The sequence below is a fragment of the Streptomyces sp. NPDC004031 genome (genome assembly GCF_053604375.1).
The window spans coordinates 107,122-125,013 of the sequence record NZ_JBSGHL010000019.1; the positions used below are offsets into that span (position 1 = coordinate 107,122).

General features: G+C 74.9%; 18 protein-coding genes. 9 read left to right on the forward strand and 9 right to left on the reverse strand.

Annotated elements, in window-relative coordinates:
* Positions 1–3: 3 nt before the first annotated feature.
* Together ACWERV_RS15055 and ACWERV_RS15060 are read right to left on the reverse strand one after the other, a co-directional pair.
* On the reverse strand, positions 4–468 hold the full coding sequence (locus ACWERV_RS15055) for an NUDIX domain-containing protein (protein ID WP_452932935.1): 465 nt from the start codon (positions 466–468) through the stop codon (positions 4–6).
* Between the two features lie 62 nt (positions 469–530).
* A complete protein-coding gene (locus tag ACWERV_RS15060; RefSeq protein WP_452932937.1) occupies positions 531–1,478 on the reverse strand; it encodes a LysR family transcriptional regulator in 948 nt (315 codons plus the stop codon).
* 70 nt (positions 1,479–1,548) lie between these two features.
* Between ACWERV_RS15060 and ACWERV_RS15065 the strand changes: the two genes are divergently transcribed.
* Together ACWERV_RS15065 and ACWERV_RS15070 are read left to right on the forward strand one after the other, a co-directional pair.
* Positions 1,549–2,496, forward strand: a complete 948-nt coding sequence (locus tag ACWERV_RS15065; protein ID WP_452932939.1) for an SDR family NAD(P)-dependent oxidoreductase — start codon at positions 1,549–1,551, stop codon at positions 2,494–2,496.
* Between the two features lie 147 nt (positions 2,497–2,643).
* Positions 2,644–4,161, forward strand: a complete 1,518-nt coding sequence (locus tag ACWERV_RS15070) for a protein kinase domain-containing protein (RefSeq protein WP_452932941.1) — start codon at positions 2,644–2,646, stop codon at positions 4,159–4,161.
* Between the two features lie 10 nt (positions 4,162–4,171).
* Here the strand turns inward: ACWERV_RS15070 and ACWERV_RS15075 are convergent, their stop codons facing one another.
* Complete coding sequence (locus tag ACWERV_RS15075) at positions 4,172–4,597, reverse strand: winged helix-turn-helix transcriptional regulator (RefSeq protein WP_452932943.1); 426 nt, start codon at positions 4,595–4,597, stop codon at positions 4,172–4,174.
* 102 nt (positions 4,598–4,699) lie between these two features.
* Between ACWERV_RS15075 and ACWERV_RS15080 the strand changes: the two genes are divergently transcribed.
* A complete protein-coding gene (locus ACWERV_RS15080; RefSeq protein ID WP_452932945.1) occupies positions 4,700–5,452 on the forward strand; it encodes an SDR family NAD(P)-dependent oxidoreductase in 753 nt (250 codons plus the stop codon).
* A gap of 299 nt (positions 5,453–5,751) precedes the next feature.
* Here ACWERV_RS15080 and ACWERV_RS15085 read toward each other — a convergent pair whose 3' ends face one another.
* A complete protein-coding gene (locus ACWERV_RS15085) occupies positions 5,752–6,612 on the reverse strand; it encodes a hypothetical protein (protein WP_452932947.1) in 861 nt (286 codons plus the stop codon).
* A gap of 112 nt (positions 6,613–6,724) precedes the next feature.
* Between ACWERV_RS15085 and ACWERV_RS15090 the strand changes: the two genes are divergently transcribed.
* Positions 6,725–7,309 carry an AAA family ATPase gene (locus tag ACWERV_RS15090; RefSeq protein WP_452932949.1) on the forward strand — a complete coding sequence of 195 codons (585 nt, stop codon included), beginning with the start codon at positions 6,725–6,727 and terminating at the stop codon, positions 7,307–7,309.
* Positions 7,310–7,440: 131 nt separating this feature from the next.
* Positions 7,441–8,592, forward strand: coding sequence for a lactonase family protein (locus tag ACWERV_RS15095; RefSeq protein ID WP_452932950.1), 1,152 nt, complete (start codon positions 7,441–7,443; stop codon positions 8,590–8,592).
* Between the two features lie 14 nt (positions 8,593–8,606).
* Here the strand turns inward: ACWERV_RS15095 and ACWERV_RS15100 are convergent, their stop codons facing one another.
* Together ACWERV_RS15100 and ACWERV_RS15105 are read right to left on the reverse strand one after the other, a co-directional pair.
* Positions 8,607–9,542 carry a sugar kinase gene (locus ACWERV_RS15100; RefSeq protein WP_452932952.1) on the reverse strand — a complete coding sequence of 312 codons (936 nt, stop codon included), beginning with the start codon at positions 9,540–9,542 and terminating at the stop codon, positions 8,607–8,609.
* A 37-nt stretch (positions 9,543–9,579) separates the two neighbouring features.
* Entirely contained in the window at positions 9,580–10,323 is a 744-nt protein-coding gene (locus ACWERV_RS15105) for a bifunctional 4-hydroxy-2-oxoglutarate aldolase/2-dehydro-3-deoxy-phosphogluconate aldolase (RefSeq protein ID WP_452932953.1), read from the reverse strand.
* Positions 10,324–10,581: 258 nt separating this feature from the next.
* On the opposite strand from ACWERV_RS15105, the gene ACWERV_RS15110 reads away from it, so the two are divergent.
* From ACWERV_RS15110 to ACWERV_RS15125, 4 genes are all read left to right on the forward strand, one after another.
* Positions 10,582–11,757 carry a mandelate racemase/muconate lactonizing enzyme family protein gene (locus tag ACWERV_RS15110; protein WP_452932955.1) on the forward strand — a complete coding sequence of 392 codons (1,176 nt, stop codon included), beginning with the start codon at positions 10,582–10,584 and terminating at the stop codon, positions 11,755–11,757.
* Positions 11,757–12,671, forward strand: a complete 915-nt coding sequence (locus ACWERV_RS15115) for a dihydrodipicolinate synthase family protein (RefSeq protein WP_452932957.1) — start codon at positions 11,757–11,759, stop codon at positions 12,669–12,671. Before ACWERV_RS15110 ends, ACWERV_RS15115 begins: the two co-directional genes overlap by 1 nt.
* The gene (locus ACWERV_RS15120; RefSeq protein WP_452932959.1) at positions 12,668–13,423 is read left to right on the forward strand and encodes an SDR family NAD(P)-dependent oxidoreductase; all 756 of its coding nucleotides are present in this window, start codon (positions 12,668–12,670) and stop codon (positions 13,421–13,423) included. The genes ACWERV_RS15115 and ACWERV_RS15120 overlap by 4 nt, the downstream gene beginning before the upstream one ends.
* A 93-nt stretch (positions 13,424–13,516) precedes the next feature.
* A complete protein-coding gene (locus ACWERV_RS15125; RefSeq protein ID WP_452932986.1) occupies positions 13,517–14,065 on the forward strand; it encodes a Uma2 family endonuclease in 549 nt (182 codons plus the stop codon).
* Positions 14,066–14,080: 15 nt separating this feature from the next.
* Here the strand turns inward: ACWERV_RS15125 and ACWERV_RS15130 are convergent, their stop codons facing one another.
* From ACWERV_RS15130 to ACWERV_RS15140, 3 genes are all read right to left on the reverse strand, one after another.
* Entirely contained in the window at positions 14,081–14,881 is an 801-nt protein-coding gene (locus tag ACWERV_RS15130) for an IclR family transcriptional regulator (RefSeq protein WP_452932960.1), read from the reverse strand.
* A gap of 98 nt (positions 14,882–14,979) precedes the next feature.
* Positions 14,980–15,942 carry an aldo/keto reductase gene (locus ACWERV_RS15135; RefSeq protein ID WP_452932961.1) on the reverse strand — a complete coding sequence of 321 codons (963 nt, stop codon included), beginning with the start codon at positions 15,940–15,942 and terminating at the stop codon, positions 14,980–14,982.
* Positions 15,939–17,837 (reverse strand): hypothetical protein, encoded by a 1,899-nt coding sequence (locus ACWERV_RS15140; protein WP_452932963.1) that lies wholly within the window; start codon positions 17,835–17,837, stop codon positions 15,939–15,941. The genes ACWERV_RS15135 and ACWERV_RS15140 overlap by 4 nt, the downstream gene beginning before the upstream one ends.
* Positions 17,838–17,892 lie beyond the last annotated feature (55 nt).

Here is a 17,892-nt window from a genome sequence, read left to right on the forward strand (position 1 = left end):
CCCTCAGATCCGCTCCGCCAGCCGGTCCAGGAAGGCCGCCTGGGCCGTGACGACCAGCTCCCGGGCCGCGTCCAGCGCGAACCACGCGACCCGGTCCAGCTCGGGGAATTCCGCGGTACGGCCCGAGCCGCGCGGCCACTCCATCGTGAAGGTGCCGGGCACCACGTCCGCCGGGTCGAGGTCGCCCTCCACCGCCCACACCGTCACGTGCTTGCCGCCCGACTGCACCACCTCGCCCAGCGGCAGCGGCTCCCCCTCCGGGGCGGGCAGCCCCAACTCCTCCCGGAACTCGCGCCGGGCGGCGTCCCAGGGCTGCTCGCCCCCGTCGTACTCGCCCTTCGGCACGCTCCACGCCCCGGCGTCCCTGCGCGCCCAGAACGGTCCGCCCATGTGCCCGAGCAGCACTTCCACCCCGGCGGGGGCGCGGCGGAAGAGGAGCAGCCCGGCGCTGCGTCTGATGTCGGCCATGGGGCCAGTGTGACCGCCCGGGGCGGTGTACGGGCGGTGTACGGGGCGGGGCCGCCCCGCCGTCAGCCCGCGGTGCCCGGCGGCGGGCGGTCCGCGTCCTCGACGGCCGCGGCCCGCAGCGCGGCGCCCACCCGGGCGACCGCGGCGCTCGGCGGCGGGTGCGGCAGGCGGGCCAGCAGCACCCGGCGCTGCTCCTGCGGGCCGCCGCGGACGGGCAGGATCCGCACACCGGGGGGCGCGGCGGCGGCGAACGCGGCCGGCGCCGTGGTCAGGCCGCAGCCCGCGGCGACGAGGTGCAGCTTGGCGAGCCAGTCGCGCGCCACATGGGCGATGTCGGGCCGCTCGTCCAGGCCGGGCCACACGCCCATCAGGTGGTCCTCGCCCGCGGACGACCCGGCGATCCAGCGCTGCCCGCGCAGATCGGCGACGTCGACGAAGTCGCCACGGGCCAGCGGGTGCACGGCGGGCACGGCCAGGCACAGCGCCCGCTCGGCGAGCGTGCGCAGCACCAGCGGCGGCGATTCCGCGTCCGGCGGCCGGAAGGGCGGGGCCGAGGCGAGCACCGCGAGGTCGAGGCTGCCCGCCCGCAGCGCGCGGACCAGCGCGGGGGTGCTGGCGCCCTCCCGGCCGACGACGCGCAGCCCGGGATCGGTGCGGCGCAGCGCGGCGAGCGCGCGCGGCACGAGCACGGCGCCCGCGCTCGGGTACCAGCCCAGCCGTACGGTCCCGGCCCGTTCGTCCAGCCCGGACAGCTCGCGGGCCGCCGCGTCGATCTCGTCCAGGACGGTCGTGGCGCGGCGCAGCACGACCCGCCCGGCGGCGGTGAGCCGTACGCCGTCGCGCCGCCGCTCCAGCAGCTCGGTGCCCGCGGCCCGTTCGATCGCGGCGATCTGCCGGGAGACCGCCGACTGGGTGTAGCCGAGCGAGGCCGCGGCCGCGGTGAAGGTGCCCTGCTCGGCGACGGCCCGCAGGACGCGCAGCGCGGTGAGTGAGACATCCCTGAAGTCCATGACGATCACGCATACTAGCCGTGCCGAAGTCTCGTTGGACGCATGGCGACAGGGTTCCTAGCGTGGAGGCATGAGCACTCCTGAGAACACCTCACACGGCACCTCGCACGGCACCTCAGACAGCACGTCACCCAGCACCTCGCGCGTCGCCCTCGTCACGGGCGCCAACCAGGGACTCGGCCGCGCCCTCGCCGAAGGGCTCGCGGCCGGATGGGCACCCGGCGACCTCGTCTTCCTCACCGGCCGCGACCGCACCCGTGTCGAGACCGCGGCCCGCGAGGTCGGCGCGCTGCCCGCCAGCCGTGCCCGCGTCGAGGGCCGGGTCCTGGACGTCAGCGACGCCGACGCCATCGCCCGCCTCGCCGAGGAACTGCGGGCCGAGCACGGCGGCGTGGACGTCGTCCTCTCCAACGCGGTCACCCGCATGCTGCCCGAGGACTCGCAGGCCGAGCGCGCGGACGAGGTCATCGACGTCTCCAACACCGCCACGCACGCGGTCCTGCGCTCCTTCGGCGCCGTCCTGCGCCCCGGCGGCCGGCTGCTCGTGGTCGCCAGCAGCCTGGGCACCCTCGGCCACCTCGACCCGCGGCTGCACCACCTCTTCGACGGCGCGACCCTGGAGCAGGTCGAATACGCCGTGGAGTCCTGGCGCACCGCGATCCACGACGGCACCGCGCGCGAGGCCGGCTGGCCCGTCTGGCTGAACGTCCCCTCGAAGGTCGCCCAGGTCGCCGCCGTCCGGGCGGTCGCCGCCGAGCGGCGCGAACGCGACCTCGCCACCGGCACGCTGGTCGCCTCGGTGTGCCCCGGCATGGTCGACACCGCGACCTCGCGCCCGTGGTTCACCGACTACAGCCACGCCCAGACCCCGGCGGCCGCCGCCGAGGCCGTCCTCGCCCTCGTCCTCGCCGAGGGCGTCGACCCGGCGCACTACGGCGAACTGGTCCGCTTCGGCAAGCCGCTGGACTGGCACGCGGGCGCCCCGCTGGTGGAGCAGGACGCGATCGTCCGCCCGTGACCGCCCCCGCCGGTACGTGACGGGTGTTCCGGTGCGGAAACAGTCCCGTCACAGCCCGCCCCGCGGGCCGGGCGGCCACCGACGCCGTTCAGTACGGTGATGACGCAGCGTCAGGCGTCGTACGGGACGGGTGGGGTGGGGCGGGTCATGGCACAGGAGACGCAGCCCGGCACGGTGGTCGGGGGCCGCTTCCGGCTCGACGAGGCGCTCGCCCGGGGCGGGTTCGGGATCGTGTGGCGGGCGCGCGACCTGCACCTCGGCCTCGACGTCGCCGTCAAGGAGCTGTACCTGCCCCCGGCGACCTCGCCCAAGGAGCACGCCGACCGCCTCGCCCGCGCCGAGCGCGAGCCGCGCAACGCCGCCAGGCTGCGCGACCACCCCAACATCGTCGCCGTGCACGACGTCGTCTTCGACGACGACAAGCCCTGGATGATCATGCGCCTGGTCAGCGGGCACTCGCTGCTGGAACACCTGGCGGAGCACGGCCCGCTCTCCGAGGCCGAGGCCACCCGCGCCGCCCGCAACCTGCTTGCGGCCCTGCTGGCCGCACACCGCGAGGAGGTCATCCACCGGGACGTGAAGCCCGCCAACGTGATGGTGGCCGAGAACGGCGACTACCTCCTCACCGACTTCGGCATCGCGATCCACGCCAGTGACACCTCGCTCACCACCACCGGCGGCTTCGTCGGCTCCCTCGAATACGTCGCCCCCGAACGCGCCAACGGCATCGACGACCGCCCCGTCAGCGACCTGTTCTCGCTGGGCGCCACGCTCTACCAGGCCGTCGAGGGCGTCTCCCCCTTCCGCCGGGACAGCCAGACCGCAACGCTCACCGCCGTCCTGATCGAGCAGCCGGAACCGCCCCGGCGCGCGGGCGCGCTGGAACCCCTCATCACCGCGCTGCTGGAGAAGGACCCCGACGCGCGGCCCACCGCCGAGCAGGCGCTCGCACTCCTCGACGCCCCGCCGAAGGCAGCGGGCGGGACGGCCCGGACGAAGGTGATGGCGGGCGGGAGCGGGGCTTCGGGGACCTCCGGCGGGGGCGCCGGGTCGTCGTCCGGTCCCGGGTCGTCGTCCGGTCCCGGGCCGTCCCGGCAGAAGGCCGCCGACCGCAGCGGGATCTGGGTGGGCCTGGCCCTCCTGGTGGTCCTCGCGCTCGTCTTCGGGCCCAAGCTCGTCGACGCCGCCAAGAAGGACCACGCGTCGGGCGACGACACGCCCTCGACGTCCTCCTCCACCACCTACGACCCGCTGGGCGGCGACGTGTCGGGCGGCTCGGACCCCACCACGGACGACCCGGCCACGGACGACCCGGTCGTGGAGGACACCGACACCGAGGAGCCCGACCCGACCCCGGACCCCGCCTGCCACACGGCGATCGACACGCTCCAGGCCCACCTCGACCTGATCCCCAACCCCGTCACCGACGACAACGTCGACTCGGCCGTGGCCACCTACGACGACCTGGCGACCCACCTGGACAGCGCCGCCTCCGACGCGGACGACCCGGACGTGGAGACCGCCATCAGCGCCCTCGCCGCCGACGCCACGACGATGGGCGCCAGCCTGCGCGACTCGGGCAACGGCAGCTTCGACGCCGCCAAGAACGAGATGGCCTCGGACATGGACGACCTGAGCACCGCCTGCAAGGACAGCGCGTCCTGACGGCGGCGGTTCAGGCGCCCCGCTGCCCCCGGTCGTAGTCCGCCTGGGCGGCGAGGAGTTCGTCGCCGTGCCGCCCGTACCAGCCGATCAGCTCGGTGAGCGGCCCGGCCAGGCTCGTCCCCAGCGCGGTGAGGCTGTACGTCACCTGGGGCGGCGTGGTCGGGGCGACCTCGCGGTGCACCAGCCCGGTGCGGACCAGCGCCTTGAGGTTCTGGGCGAGCATCTTCTGGCTGATGCCGCCGACCCGGGTGTGCAGCTGCGCGAAGCGGTGCGGCCCGGTGATGAGCGCCGAGATGATGAGCGTCGCCCAGCGGCTGGTGGTCTGGTCCATGACCGGCCGGAGCAGGCACTTGGCGTCGAAGGTGTCATGGGCGAGCAGCCGGGCGGCCGTCGCGGTGGCGTCGTCCTGGAGCGTGGCGGCAGACGTTTCGGTCATGGGAGCAGCTTACAAAAAGGTACGTACTTCCCTCGGGTGAGTGGGTTTCCTACGGTGAGTGGTGCGGGGAACGCCCCCGCACTTCCCGTCGGAGGAGCCACGGTGAGCAGCAACAACGGACGTACGGCGATCGTCACGGGCGCGTCGAAGGGCCTGGGCGCCGCGATGGCGCGGGCGCTGGCCGGGAGCGGCGCGTCGGTCGTCGTCAACTACCGGGAGGACGCGGAAGGCGCCGAGCGCGTCGCCGCCGACATCACCGCCGGGGGCGGCCAGGCCCTCGCCGTCCAGGCGGACGTCGCCTCGGGGCCCGACGTACGGCGGCTGTTCGCGCGGGCGCGCGAGGCCTACGGGCGGCCCGTCGGCATCCTGGTCAACAACGCGGGCGTGGCGACGTTCGGCCCCCTCGCGGACGTCACCGAGGAGCAGTTCCGCCGCGAACTCGACACCAACCTGCTGGGCACCGTCCTCACCACCCAGGCCCTGGCCGCGCAGGACGACCTCGACGGCGCCTCCGTCGTCAACATCTCGACCGCCGGAACCCTCACCCTGCCGCCCTACGGCGCCCTCTACATCGCCTCCAAGGCCGCCGTGAACGCCTTCACCGTCACCACCGCCAAGGAACTGGGCCCGCGCGGCATCCGCGTCAACGCGATAGCCCCCGGCCCGACCGACACCGAGGGCGCCCGCGCCCTCGGCTTCCCCGGCTCCGCCCAGGAAACCGCCTCCATCGCCGCCACCCCCCTCGGCCGCACCGGCCTCCCCGCCGACTACGCCCCCCTCGTCACCTTCCTGACCTCCGACGACGCCCGCTGGATCACCGGCGACGTCATCCTCGCCTCGGGCGGCCTGCGCTGACCGCTCCCGCGCAGGGCAGTGAGGCCGGGGGATCGACGAGTGACGGGACTCGAACCCGCGATGCGCCGTCCCCGCCACCGGGGTCCCCGGCCGCAGAGACCGCCCCCGTGAAGTTGTTGCTCACGACGGACAGCAAGCGGCATGCTCCTTGGGGTTGCGCCGGCGCCGTATGGGACGTTCTCCCTCGGCCCGAGTGAACCGTCGGCTTCCGTGACGGTGTCCCTGAGCGACTCCACCGAGAGAGGGGCACTTCCATGCCATCAGGAAGGGGATCCGCGGCTGCGCGGCCGCAACAGCCGTCAGTCCGCCTGAAGCTCGTCCACAAGACGCTCCACGGCCGCCCGAGCGGGCGCAAGGCGCGGGTCCTGCGGGTGTGCGTACGGTCCGGCGATCTTGGCGCACGCGAACAGCATCATCACCTTGCCGTCCCGGCTGCTCAGATCGGCGGCACGCTCCTGTCGCACCCGGTCCGCGAGAGTCGGGACGCCGAGGGACTGTGCCCACAAGGCCGCTGAGTCCAAGCCCCGCGGCGCCATGCCCCAGTCCTCCCAGTCGAACAGGCAGAATCGCGGGGCCGTGACGTTGTGCCAGTTCAGGTCCGCGTGCGCGGGAGCCCAGCGCTCGACCGTCGTGTTCGGCGAACCGGGAAAGGCGGTCTGGACGAGCTCGGCGATGTGAGCTTCGGTGATCGTCACCGTGTCCGGCGTGGCGATCCTGGTTGTGCGGTGGGCAGCCAGGGCGTCCAGCGTGCCGTTCAGCCCCGCCCACCACTCGTCCGTCAGCACCGGCTCCTCGGTGAGGACGCCGCCCGGCTTCACCGGGGCGGAGGGCAGGAGATCGCTCTCGTCCGCCCGCCACATCGCGGCGTCGCCCTCGCCGCGCCACGACACCGCCGCGCGCCATGCCGGCTGGACGACGCCTTCGAGGAGCGCGGCGCTCTCGGCGCCGTTCCATCCCTGCTCGCGGATCCGGCTGACGGGGCGACGCTCGATGCGCACCCACGTGGCGCGGTCCGTCCGAGCGCCGATGGTGCGGCGCTTGCGCACCACGGTTTCCCGGTCCAGGCGGACCTGGAGAGCACGCTCGACATGGTCGAGAACGTCGTCGGCCGGTTCCCGCCGCAGGTCGACCACGGCGGCCGGGGACACGGAAAGCGCCATGGGCGTGACCGTAGCACCCTGTCCGACCCGTCGACCGGCCGTTGACAGACGGTTGACAGACGGCAGTCGGGACGGATGAATCGCATGGCGAAACGGCGCCTGCGACCGTAGCGTGCCGGGCGTGGAGACCGGGAGCGCGGCGACGCGGCTGATCGTCGTACGGGGGAATTCCGCCTCGGGGAAGTCCTCCGTGGCCGCGGGGATACGGGCGCGGCGGGGGCGCGGGCTTGCCGTGGTCGGGCAGGACAACCTGCGGCGGGTCGTGCTGCGCGAGCGCGACCGCGCCGGGGGCGCGAACGTCGGGCTCATCGGGCTCGTGGCGCGGCACGCGCTGGACGCCGGGTTCGACGTGGTCGTGGAGGGGATCTTGTACGGCCCCCACTACGGGGTGATGGTGCAGCGGCTCGTCGACGACCATCGCGGGGTCACCCGCTGCTACTACCTGGACGTGCCCTTCGAGGAGACCCTCGTCCGGCACGCGTCCAAGCCCGACCGGGAGTACCTGGCCCATGTCACCGAGGCCCACCTGCGCGAGTGGTACGTCGAGCGCGACCTGCTGCCGTCCGGTGTCGAGACCGTCGTCGGCGCCGACAGCGCGCTGAGCGCGACGGTCGACCGGATCCTCCGCGACACGGGGCTGACGGGGCCGCCCCGCGACACGGATCCGCCCGTGCGGACGGGGCCATCGGGGCAGTAGGGCTCCTGCCAACGGGCGACAGGGGGCCCGTCGGGCGCGGGGGCCGGGGCGGGGGCGACCGATCCTGGTGGCGGGACGGGGCCGCCGGTGGTGGCGGGCGGGGCCCGGCGCCCGTAGCCCGGAGGAGAACGATGAAGCTGCGCCCACCCGTCCGTACCGCGGCAGCCGCTCTGGCCCTCGCCGCGGCGGCCCTGCTCCCGTCCGCCGTCACTGCCGCCGCGGTGACGCCCGCCCCGTGGCCGGGGGGTGCCGGCGGCGCCGTCTTCGTGCAGACCGACGCCCCCGACGCCAACGCGGTGGTCGCCTACCGGCGGGCCCCGGACGGTTCGCTCCACCGGCGGGGCATCTTCGCCACCGGCGGCAGGGGCGGCGTGCTCGGCGGCTCGGTCGTCGATCACCTCGCCTCGCAGGGGTCGCTCGCCTACGACCGTGTCCACCGGCTGCTGTTCGCGGTGAACGCCGGAAGCGACACCGTCACCGTCTTCTCGGTGCACGGTGAGTGGCTGGAGCGGGAGCAGGTCGTGCCGTCCGGCGGGGACTTCCCCGTCAGTGTCACCGTCCGCCGGGACACGGTCTACGTGCTCAACGCCCGTGACGGCGGTTCCGTCCAGGGCTACCGGATCACCGGCGGCGGGACGCTGGAGCCCGTCGTGGGCGGGCACCGGGAACTCGGGCTCGACACCGCGGCCGCGCCGGAGTTCACGCACACCCCCGGGCAGGTGGCGTTCACCCCGGACGGCTCCCGGCTGGTCGTCACGACGAAGGCGGGCGGGAGCAGCATCGAGGTCTTCCGGGTACGCGGCTCGGGGGCCCTCGTCGGCGGGCCCGCCGTCACCGGGACGGACGGGGCGGTGCCGTTCGGCTTCACCTTCGACGAGCGGGGGTTGCTGGTCGTCACGGACGCCGGCAGCAACTCCGTACTGACCTTCGCGATCCGCCACGACGGACACGCCGTCCCGCTCGGCGGTGCGCGGACCGGCCAGATGGCCACCTGCTGGATCGTCCGCGCGGGCGACCGTTTCTACGCCTCCAACGCGGGCAGCGGCACCCTCTCCGGTTTCCGCCGCACCGGCCTGGCCGGCCTCGCACCGCTCGGCACCACCGCGACCGGCGCGGGCACCACCGACTCGGCCGTCACGCCCGACGAGCGCTTCCTCTACGTCCAGACGGGCGCCAGCGGCGGGGTCGACGCTTTCCGGGTCGGGCGGGACGGCAGCCTCGCCCCGCTGGGTTCGGTGACCGTGCCCGACGCGGTCGGCGGCGAGGGCATCGTGGCCCTCTGACACCGAGGCCCGGACTACCGCACCGCGTGCCCCGCCCCCCGGTCCAGCAGGGCCAGGTCCTCCCGGGAGGGGAGGGATTCCCAGTCGCCGCGGCCGCCGACGCAGAAGGCGCCGGAGGTCGTGGCGCGGGCGAGACGGTCCTTCGGGGGGAAGGCGTCGAGGGCGGCGGAGAGGTAGCCGGAGACGAAGGCGTCGCCCGCGCCGATGCTGTCCACCACCGTGACGGGGTGGGCGGGGCGGAAGTGGCTGCCCTCGGGGGTGTGGGCGTGGGCGCCGTCCGCGCCCGCCGTCACCACGACCTCGGCGACACCGCGGGCGAGGAGGTCGGGCACCGGGTCCTCCGCCGGGGTGAGGAGGGGGAGTTCGTCCTCGGACGCGAAGACGGTGTGGACGAACGGGAGCAGCTCGCGCAGCACCGGGGCGGCCTCCGCACGGGACCACAGGCGGGCGCGGTGGTTGACGTCGAAGGTCACGCGGACGCCCGCCGCGTGGGCGGCCCGCGCCGCGGCGAGGGTGGCCGCGCGGGCGGTACGGGACAGGGCGGGGGTGATCCCGGTGAGGTGCAGCAGCGCGGGGGAGGCGGCGGCGAGCGCGGCCTCGCACTCGGCCGGGGTGAGGGCCGAACCGGCCGACCCGGCGCGGTGGTAGCTGACCCGGGTGATGTCGTGGGCGGGGCTGTCGAACGCGATGAAGCCGGTGAAGCGGTCCGGGTCGGTGCGGACGAAGCGCGTGCCCACGCTCTCCGCGCGCAGCGTTCTGCGGACGAGGGCGCCGGGCTCGTCGGCGCCCACCACCCCGGCCCACGCGACGTCGTGGCCGAGGCGCGCCAGGCCGATCGCCACGTTGCTCTCCGATCCCGCGACCGACAGCTGCGCCGCACCGCCGAGCCGCAGCGGGCCGGGGGTGCGGAGCGCGGCCATCGTCTCGCCGATCGTGAGGACGTCGGTCATGGGGGCTGCTCCTGCCGAAGGCGGTGGGGAGGGGACGTTACGGGGTGGGCCGGTCGTGCGACACCGGCGCGTGGCGGTCGCCAAGTGCCGGTACGGAAACGGGTGCGGGTACGGGTACGGGCACGGGTGCGGGTGCGGGCACGCGCTCGTGCTCGCGCCCCGGCGGGGCCACCGCCGCCAGCAACTCCGCCGCCCGCGCGGCCAGCGCGCCGAGCGAACCCCCCGTACCCGCGTCGCCCAGCAGCGGCGAGCCGACGCCCACCGCGAGCGCGCCCGCCGCCAGGTACGCCGCCGCGCTCCCTGCGCCGATGCCGCCCACCGCGACGAGCGGCGCGTCCGGCAGGGGGGCGCGCAGGGCCCGCAGGTAGCCGGGGCCGTGGACGTCGGCGGGGAAGACCTTGACCGCGGTCGCGCCGAGGTCGAGCGCGCCGGCGACCTCCGTGGGGGTGAGCGCCCCGCACAGCAGCGGCACCCCGAGTGCGACGCTGCGCCGGGCGCCGGGGGTGAGCGCCGGGGTGACGACGAAGTCCGCGCCCGCCTCGGCGGCGGCTTCCGCGTCCGCGGCCGTACGCACGGTCCCGGCTCCCACCAGCACCGGGGCGGGGAACTCCGCGCGGGCCCGCGCGACCGCCACGAGCGCGCCCGGCGTCGTCAGCGAGACCTCAAGTGCGGTGACCCCGGCGCCGATCAGCGTGCGGACGCAGGCGAGCGCGTGCTCGGGGCCGTCGGCGCGGACGATGGCGAGCAGCCTGCGCCGGGTCAGTTCTTCCAGCACGTTCACGGAAATCCTCCGTGGTGAGGGGCGGGGGCGCCGGGCCGGAGGGTCCGGGGAGCCGCGCGAGGGGCATCCGCTAGTGTGGATGGTGCTTGCAGAATGCGCAAATGGCATTCCATGATGCGAATGACTGATCCTGCGGCCTGGAGTCCGAGCCTGGAGCCCCGGACCCGAACTCCCCGCCCGAGACAGCCGACCGGCCCGAGAAGCCCGACCAGTCCGACCAACCCGAGCAGCCCGACCAACCGAGAAGAGAGCGCGCGCGTGCGGATCACCCAGGTGACGACCTACGTCATCAAGCAGTCGGCCGAGTCGGCCTACCTCGGCAAGCTCGACGACGGCACCGCCCCCCGCCCCGAGGACGGCTACTTCGTCCGTCCCCCCTGGCGCAGCCTCTACTCCGCCCGCATGGAGACCCTGCTCGTCCGCGTCGTCACCGACGACGGTGCGGAGGGCTGGGGCGAGGCCCTGGCGCCGGTCGGGCCCGAGGTGGTCGCGGCCATCGTCGACCGCATGCTCGGCCCCTGGCTGCTGGGCCGCGACCCGCGTGCCGTACGCCCACTGTGGGACGGCATGCGCGACCTCATGCGCGAACGCGGCCACCTGGTGGGGCATCAGGCCGACGCACTCGCCGCCCTCGACACCGCGCTGTGGGACCTGGCCGGGCGGATCGCGGGCCTGCCCGTCGCCCAACTGCTCGGCGGCGCGTACCGCACGCACATCCCGGTGTACGTCTCCGGCCTGCCCGAGCCGACCGACGAGGGCCGCGCGCGGCTCGCCGCCGAGTGGGCCGCCAAGGGCGCGACGATGGTCAAGCTCGCGGCCGGTAAGGGCGTGGCGGCGGACCTCGCGACGTACGACGCGGTGGCCGCGGCCGCGCCCGGCGTGCGGATCGCGCTGGACGCGCACTGGGCGTACGGGCTGGCCGAGGCGCTGGAGCTGGGGCGCGAACTCGACCGCCGCCGGGCGCTGTTCTTCGAGGCGCCGCTCGCCCCCGAGGACACCGAGGGGCACCGCGACCTGGCCTCGCGCATCACCACGCCGGTCGCGGCGGGCGAGGCCATGCGCAACCGCTACGAGTTCCGTGACTGGCTGGCCCGCCGCGCCCTGGGCCTGGCGCAGCCGGACGTCGCCCGTACCGGCGTCACCGAGGCCATGACGATCGCGGCGCTCGCCGACGCCCACCACGTGCCGGTGGCCTGCCACCACTCGGTGGGGCTCGGCGTGGCGATGGCGGCGGGCCTGCACGTGTCGGCGGCGGTCCGGGACAGCCCCTTCTTCGAGTTCCAGCCCACGACCGTGCCCGTCGCCCAGCGCGTCCTGCGTACGCCGCTGGCCGCCGGGCCGGACGGCTTCACGCTGCCCGAGGGTCCGGGCCTGGGCATCGAGATCGACCGCGACACCGTAGAAGCCCTCGCCGCCCTCGCCAAGGAGAGCTGATGTCCCGCAACACCGCACCCACCGGCCTGATCCCCATCCTCGCCACGCCCTTCACTGACGACGGCCGCCTCGACGTCCCGTCGCTGCGCTCCCTGGTGGAATTCCAGCTCGGCTGCGGCGTGGACGGCGTCGCCGTCTTCGGCATGGCCAGCGAGGGCTTCGCGCTGACGGCCGACGAGCGCGCCGCGATCCTGCGCGCGGTGCGGGACGTCGCGGGCGCGGACCTCCCCGTCGTCGCGGGTGTCAACGGCACCAGCACCGTGCTGGCCGTCGAGCAGGCCCGGCAGGCGGCAGCGGGCGGCGCCGACCAGCTCATGGTGCTGCCGCCGTTCCTGGCCAAGCCGAACCGGCAGCAGACGATCGACTTCTACGCCGAGGTCGCGGCGTGCAGCGAGGCGACCGTCATGATCCAGGACGCGCCCGGCGCGACCGGCGTCGCCATCGACCCGGCGGCGGTCGCGACGCTCGCGGCGCAGGCCCCCGGCATCACGTCCGTCAAGGTGGAGGCGCCGCCGACCCCGCTGAAGGTCGCGGCGGTGACCGCCGCCGTCCCCGCCTCCTTCGCGGTGCTCGGCGGGCAGAACGCGGTGGCCGTCGTCGAGGAGTACGACAACGGGGCGGTCGGCACGATGCCCGCGTGCGAGTTCGCCGACCTGCTGCGGGGCGTGCTGGACGACCTCGCGGCGGGGCGCCGGGCGCAGGCCAGGGAGGCGTTCGGGCGGCTGCTGCCGCTCGTCCAGATCGGCATGCGGCCGGGGCAGGCGTGGGCGGTGCACAAGGAGGTGCTGCGCAGGCGCGGTGTCATCGCGTCCGGCGCCGTACGGCTGCCCGCGCAGGAGCTGGACCCGCTGACGGCGAAGGCGCTGGACGAGATCCTCACCGAGCTGCCGCTCGGCGCGAAGGTCCCGGCATGAGCCGCGCCGTCCTGCTCATCGGCAGCACCTCGCCGATCGGCCACGCGATCACCGAGGCCTTCGCCGACGCGGGCGACCGCGTCATGGGCGTCTCCGCGGGCGGCGCCGCCCACCCCGCCCTGACCGCCGACCTCGCGCTCGACGCGAGTACGGCGGGGGGCGCGGACGAGGCCGTCGCCCGTACGGTGGAGCGGCTCGGCGGCATCGACGTCCTGGTCCTCGCGGCCGCCGTCATGGCCCCCGCCCCGGCCCACCGGGCGACCCCCGACGACTGGCACCGCGCGATCACCAACACCCTGCACACCGCCTTCTTCCCGGCCCGCGCCGCCCTCCCGGTGCTGCCCCGCGGCGGCAGCATCGTGGCCGTCAGCTCCGTCAACGCCACCCTCGCGGCCCCGTGGCTGCCCGGCTACTCCGCGGCCAAGTCCGGCGTGGAGGGCCTGATCCGGCAGCTCGCCCTCGACTACGGCCCGCGCGGCATCCGGGCCAACGCCGTCGCCCCCGGCATGATCGGCAACGCCGACCTCCCGCAGGTCACCGAGGGCTACCCCCTCGGCCGCGTCGGCACCCCCGCCGACGTCGCCGGAGCCGTCCTCTTCCTCGCCTCGGCCCCCTTCGTCACCGGCACCGTCCTCCCCGTCGACGGCGGCCTGTCCATCGCCTCCCCCGCCGCCTTCCTCCGCCCCGACCTGCGCGCGAGGCTCTACGACGACGAGCCGGATCCGGGGGCGGCATCAACTACGCTGGCATGACCCGCACCCCGCGTCCGTGACCCGGGTTCGAGGCCCCTGACCGCACCGGTGAGGTGCCCGGAGGAAGCCGTGACCGCCGACCTGCCCGACTGGATGATCCCGCCCAGGCCCAGCGGCTGGGAGGCGGACGACCTCGACCACCTCCCGCAGGCGCCGCGGCACACCGAACTCATCGACGGAGCACTGATCTTCATGATGTCGCCGCAGCGCTCCTGGCGCTCCCGGCTCGTGGAGAACCTGACCTTCGCCCTGCGCCAGGGGGCTCCCGCCGGGTTCGAGGCCGAGCGGGAGATGACCGTCCGGCTCGACAGGAAGAGCCGTCCCGAGCCGGACATCCTGGTGGCCGCCGCGCCGTACGATCCCGACCGGACCTGGTACGCGCCGCAGGACGTGGCTCTGGTCGTCGAGGTCGTGTCGGAGGAGTCGGCGGACCGGGACAGGTCGCTCAAGCCCTTCAAGTACGCGCAGGCCAGGATTCCGCACTTCTGGCGCATCGAGGACGAGGGCGGGCTGCCGGTCGTCCACACCTACGAACTCGACGTCATGACCGGCGCCTACGTGGCCACCGGTATCCACCGCGAGCGGCTGAAGCTCGCGGTCCCGTTCACGGTCGACATCGACCTCGGCGGCCTCGTGCCCTGACGGCGCCGGGGTCGGTCATCTCCGTGGCTGGGCCATCACCGGGACGGTGTAGCCGAGGGAGGCGGAGAGTTCGTCGGCGGCCTCGATCACCGTGAGGGCCAGCTCCTGCTCGCGGGTGGGGAGGTCGAGGTCGGAGAGGGGGCCGCTCAGGGAGAGGGCGGCGACCACCGTGCCGCCGCGGGCGCGGAGGGGGGCGGCGACGCACGCGCGGCCGAAGGCGAGTTCCTCGACCTCGGTGGCGTAGCCGCGGCTGCGGATCTCGGCGAGGGCCGGTTCCATGGCGGCGGGGGTGCTGAGGGTGTGCGGGGTGTAGGCGTGGCCGAGGCCCGCGGAGAAGTAGGCGTAGAGGTATTCGGCGGGCTGGGCGGCGAGGACGGCCTTGCCCATGCCGGTGGCGTGCAGCGGGGCGGCGCGGCCGGCCATGGTGAAGGACTTGGCGGAGCGCGGGCCCTCGAAGTTGCAGAGGTAGAACAGCCGGTCGTCGCGGAATTCGGCGAGGTTGACGCCGAGGCCGGTCGCGTGGGCGAGGCTCTGGGCGACGGGGCGGGCGGCGCGGAAGAGGGGGGAGCTGTTGAGCGCCACCGAGCCGAGGGTGACGGCCGCCGGGCCGAGGCGGTAGAGGCCGGTGCGGGCGTCGGGGACGACGAAGCCGAGGCGGTCGAGCGTCGACATCATCCGGGAGACGGTGGACTGCCCGAGGCCCGTGTGCGCGCACAGTTCGCTGACGCGCAGCTCGCTGTGCTCGTCGGTGAAGCACGTGAGCAGCGACAGGGCGCGCTCGACGGCCTGCGTGCCCGCGCCGGATTCGGCTGCCATGCTTCTCCCGTCCGGCCCGGGGGCCGCCCTATCCGTCATCCAGGATGTGCAAGGCTCTTGCACATCCTGGTAGACGGTAGCGCATCCCGGGGGCCGGCTCAGCCGACCGCCCCCAGCAGCTCCTCCGGAACGAAGCCCTCCGCCGCGAGCCGCCGCCACAGCTCGGCCGGGACCGGGCGGCGCAGCGCCTCCGCGTTCGCCGTCACCTCCTGCGCCGACCGGCAGCCGAGCACCACGGACGTGACGGCCGGGTGCAGGAACGGGAACTGCGCCGCCGCCGCCGTGAGCGGCACCTCGTACTGCGCGCACAGCTCCTGGCAGCGCCGGGCCCGCGCCAGCTCCCCCGCCGGGACGGGGCGGTAGTGGAACATCGCGCCGTCCGACGGGTCGGCCAGCAGCCCGGTGTTGAAGACCCCGCCCACCACCACGGCCGTGCCGCGCTCCGCGCACAGCGGCAGCAGCGTCGCCATCGCGTCGTGGTCCAGCAGCGAGAAGCGGCCCGCGATCAGCACGACATCCACCTCGTACGCCGCTACGTACGCGGCCAGCGGCGCGCTGTGGTTCATGCCGAAGCCGATCGCCTTGACCAGGCCCTCGTCCCGCAGCCGCCGCACCGCGTCGTAGGCCGTGGCCCGCACCTCCTCGGCGTACTCGTCGGCGTCGTGCAGGTAGAGGATGTCGACGGACGAGCGGCCGAGCCGCTCCAGGCTGGATTCCAGCGACGCGCGGATGCCGCGCTCGGTCCAGTCGGTGACGACGTCGGTGCCGGAGCCGTCCGCCCGGGGGCGCAGCAGCCACCCGGTCTTCGTCGAGATCACCGCGTCGGCCACCCCGGCGGGTTCCAGCAGGCGGCCGAGCCGCTCCTCGGCCTGGCCGTGGCCGTAGCGCGGCGCGGTGTCGAAGTAGCGGACGCCCTCGCGGGCCGCGGCCCGCAGCGTCGCAGCCGCGTCCTGCTCGGTGACCTCGGTGAAGAGCCCGCCGAGCGGCGCGGTGCCGAGCCCCACCGGGGGCAGGTCGAAGGACAGCCGGGACGGGGTCCGGCCGTGCAGGGCGAGGGTCATCGGGCGGCCTCCCAGGGGGTGGTGCGGGCGGGTTCGGCGCCGCGCAGCGTCATCGTCAGGGTCAGCCGCACGCGCGTGCCGCCGGGCAGGGCGACCGTGCACCAGCGGCCCTCGACCGGCCGCGGGGCGCCGTCGTCGGCGCTGACGGTGTGCAGGACGTGCTCGGCGAACGAGCCCGCCTGGACGACGACCGTGCGCGGTTCGCCGCCGAGGTTCACCAGCTCCACCACCGTGTGCTCGGGGCGGATGTCGCTGACCAGCGCCGCGACGTCCGCGGGCAGTCCGGGCCGCCGCGCCTCGGCGTCGTGGTAGCGGACGTGCAGCTGCGCCAGGCCGCCGTTGTAGAGGACCTGCGGGGAGCCGGTGGTGAGCTGGAGCAGCGCCTCGGTGACGACCGGGTTGAGGTTCTGCCAGTGGTGGATGCCGAGCGCGTCGGGGCCGGTGGCCGGGTCGGTGTCGTCGGCCTCGATCGCCGCGAGGCGCTCGGCGCAGACGTCCAGCGCGCTGGTGAGCATGCGCTCGGGGAAACCGTCGTTGCGGCCGTGCAGGAACTCGTGCCAGGGCTCCTCGTGGCCGCACTCGTCCTTGGTGCGCTGGGTGTGCACGTCCGTCCAGTCCCAGCGCGATCCCGCGCGCAGCCGCTCGACGCGCTCGGCGTCGGCCGCCTCCCGGCTGAAGTGCCACAGGGACAGGGGCAGTTGCGTCGGCATGACGGTGAAGTCGAACCAGCCGGAGTCGTTGTGCCGCTGCGGCACCATGAGCGTGCGCTGCCCCGGGATCGTGGCCAGGTGCGGGCGCCACCGCTTGCCGAGGGTGCCCATCTCGTCGGCGGTGCGCTGCTCGGCGTGCGCGAGGACGGCGTCCAGCGGGTTGCGGGCCAGGTCCAGGAAGCCCCGGTCGCCGGTCACCAGGCTCGCGTTGACGGCGCCGACGAGCGCGGCCGACGCCACCGACGACAGCCCGTGCGGCCAGGACCAGCCGTAGTGGCCGCCGTACCAGCGCCCCTCCAGGTACTCGCCGACCCCGCCGCCGAGCCCGGCGTTGTCGGGCAGCACCTCGCGGCCCGCGAGCCGCTCCTGCCAGGCGCCGGTGTACTCCGCGACCCAGTCGGCGTACCGCTGCTCGCCGCCCAGCAGCCACGCGTTGGTGGCCAGCGTGGTGGAGGCGAGGTTGACCAGGGTGTCGCCGCGGCCCATCCGCTGCCACATGACCTGGCCGTAGGCCCGTGCCTTCGCCGGGTCGGCGGCCAGCTCGTCGAAGGAGCTGACGCCGGTGCCCCAGTCGAGCGGGAGGCCGTAGGGGCGCAGGGCCAGGCTCCACGGGAAGTACGTGTCGTGGTCGCTGAAGCCGGGGCGGGGGCCGCCCGAGCCGTTGTGGGGGGCGGTGAGGACGCGGTGCGCGGGGTCGTAGTTGGGGCCGCCGGGCAGGTAGACGTCGGCGAAGCGGGCGGCGAGCCGCCGTAGTTCGGGGTCGCCGGGGTCGGCCAGGCACAGGCCGTAGAAGAGCAGCATGCCCTCGCCCTGGTGGAACCAGTCGTAGCCGCGCTCCAGGCCGTCCACGACCAGGTCCATCTCGGTGAGCTGGGCGGTCACCCCGCGCCAGTGGCGGCGGGCGGCGGCGAGCAGGTCGGTGCTGCCGCCGAGCAGGTAGAGGGTGGGCCAGTTGAAGAACGGTTCGTAGAAGTCGTCCACGCCGTCGCGGTCGTCCAGGCCCTGGCCGAGGGAGTCGCGGAAGACCAGGCGGCCGTCGCCCTCGGTGTAGCGGTCGGCGAAGGTCCGCCAGGCCGCGTCCTGGCGGGCGAACAGCTCGCGCTCCAGCGCGGCCCACCGCGGCGCCTCGGTGAAGCGGCGGGTGGCGGTCAGCGCCGCCGCGGGTCTGTCGTCGATTCGTTCCACCCCGAGCATCGGGAACACACCCGACCCTTCTTCATCGCCCATTGATAATCGATTG

What these genes read in the sequence shown, in the direction of transcription:
- ACWERV_RS15070 (WP_452932941.1), top strand. Translation starts at nt 2,644, where the DNA reads ATGGCACAGGAGACGCAGCCCGGCACGGTGGTCGGGGGCCGCTTCCGG.
- ACWERV_RS15055 (WP_452932935.1), bottom strand. Translation starts at nt 468, where the DNA reads ATGGCCGACATCAGACGCAGCGCCGGGCTGCTCCTCTTCCGCCGCGCC.
- ACWERV_RS15060 (WP_452932937.1), bottom strand. Translation starts at nt 1,478, where the DNA reads ATGGACTTCAGGGATGTCTCACTCACCGCGCTGCGCGTCCTGCGGGCC.
- ACWERV_RS15065 (WP_452932939.1), top strand. Translation starts at nt 1,549, where the DNA reads ATGAGCACTCCTGAGAACACCTCACACGGCACCTCGCACGGCACCTCA.
- ACWERV_RS15095 (WP_452932950.1), top strand. Translation starts at nt 7,441, where the DNA reads ATGAAGCTGCGCCCACCCGTCCGTACCGCGGCAGCCGCTCTGGCCCTC.
- ACWERV_RS15135 (WP_452932961.1), bottom strand. Translation starts at nt 15,942, where the DNA reads ATGACCCTCGCCCTGCACGGCCGGACCCCGTCCCGGCTGTCCTTCGAC.
- ACWERV_RS15100 (WP_452932952.1), bottom strand. Translation starts at nt 9,542, where the DNA reads ATGACCGACGTCCTCACGATCGGCGAGACGATGGCCGCGCTCCGCACC.
- ACWERV_RS15115 (WP_452932957.1), top strand. Translation starts at nt 11,757, where the DNA reads ATGTCCCGCAACACCGCACCCACCGGCCTGATCCCCATCCTCGCCACG.
- ACWERV_RS15125 (WP_452932986.1), top strand. Translation starts at nt 13,517, where the DNA reads ATGATCCCGCCCAGGCCCAGCGGCTGGGAGGCGGACGACCTCGACCAC.
- ACWERV_RS15085 (WP_452932947.1), bottom strand. Translation starts at nt 6,612, where the DNA reads ATGGCGCTTTCCGTGTCCCCGGCCGCCGTGGTCGACCTGCGGCGGGAA.
- ACWERV_RS15120 (WP_452932959.1), top strand. Translation starts at nt 12,668, where the DNA reads ATGAGCCGCGCCGTCCTGCTCATCGGCAGCACCTCGCCGATCGGCCAC.
- ACWERV_RS15130 (WP_452932960.1), bottom strand. Translation starts at nt 14,881, where the DNA reads ATGGCAGCCGAATCCGGCGCGGGCACGCAGGCCGTCGAGCGCGCCCTG.
- ACWERV_RS15075 (WP_452932943.1), bottom strand. Translation starts at nt 4,597, where the DNA reads ATGACCGAAACGTCTGCCGCCACGCTCCAGGACGACGCCACCGCGACG.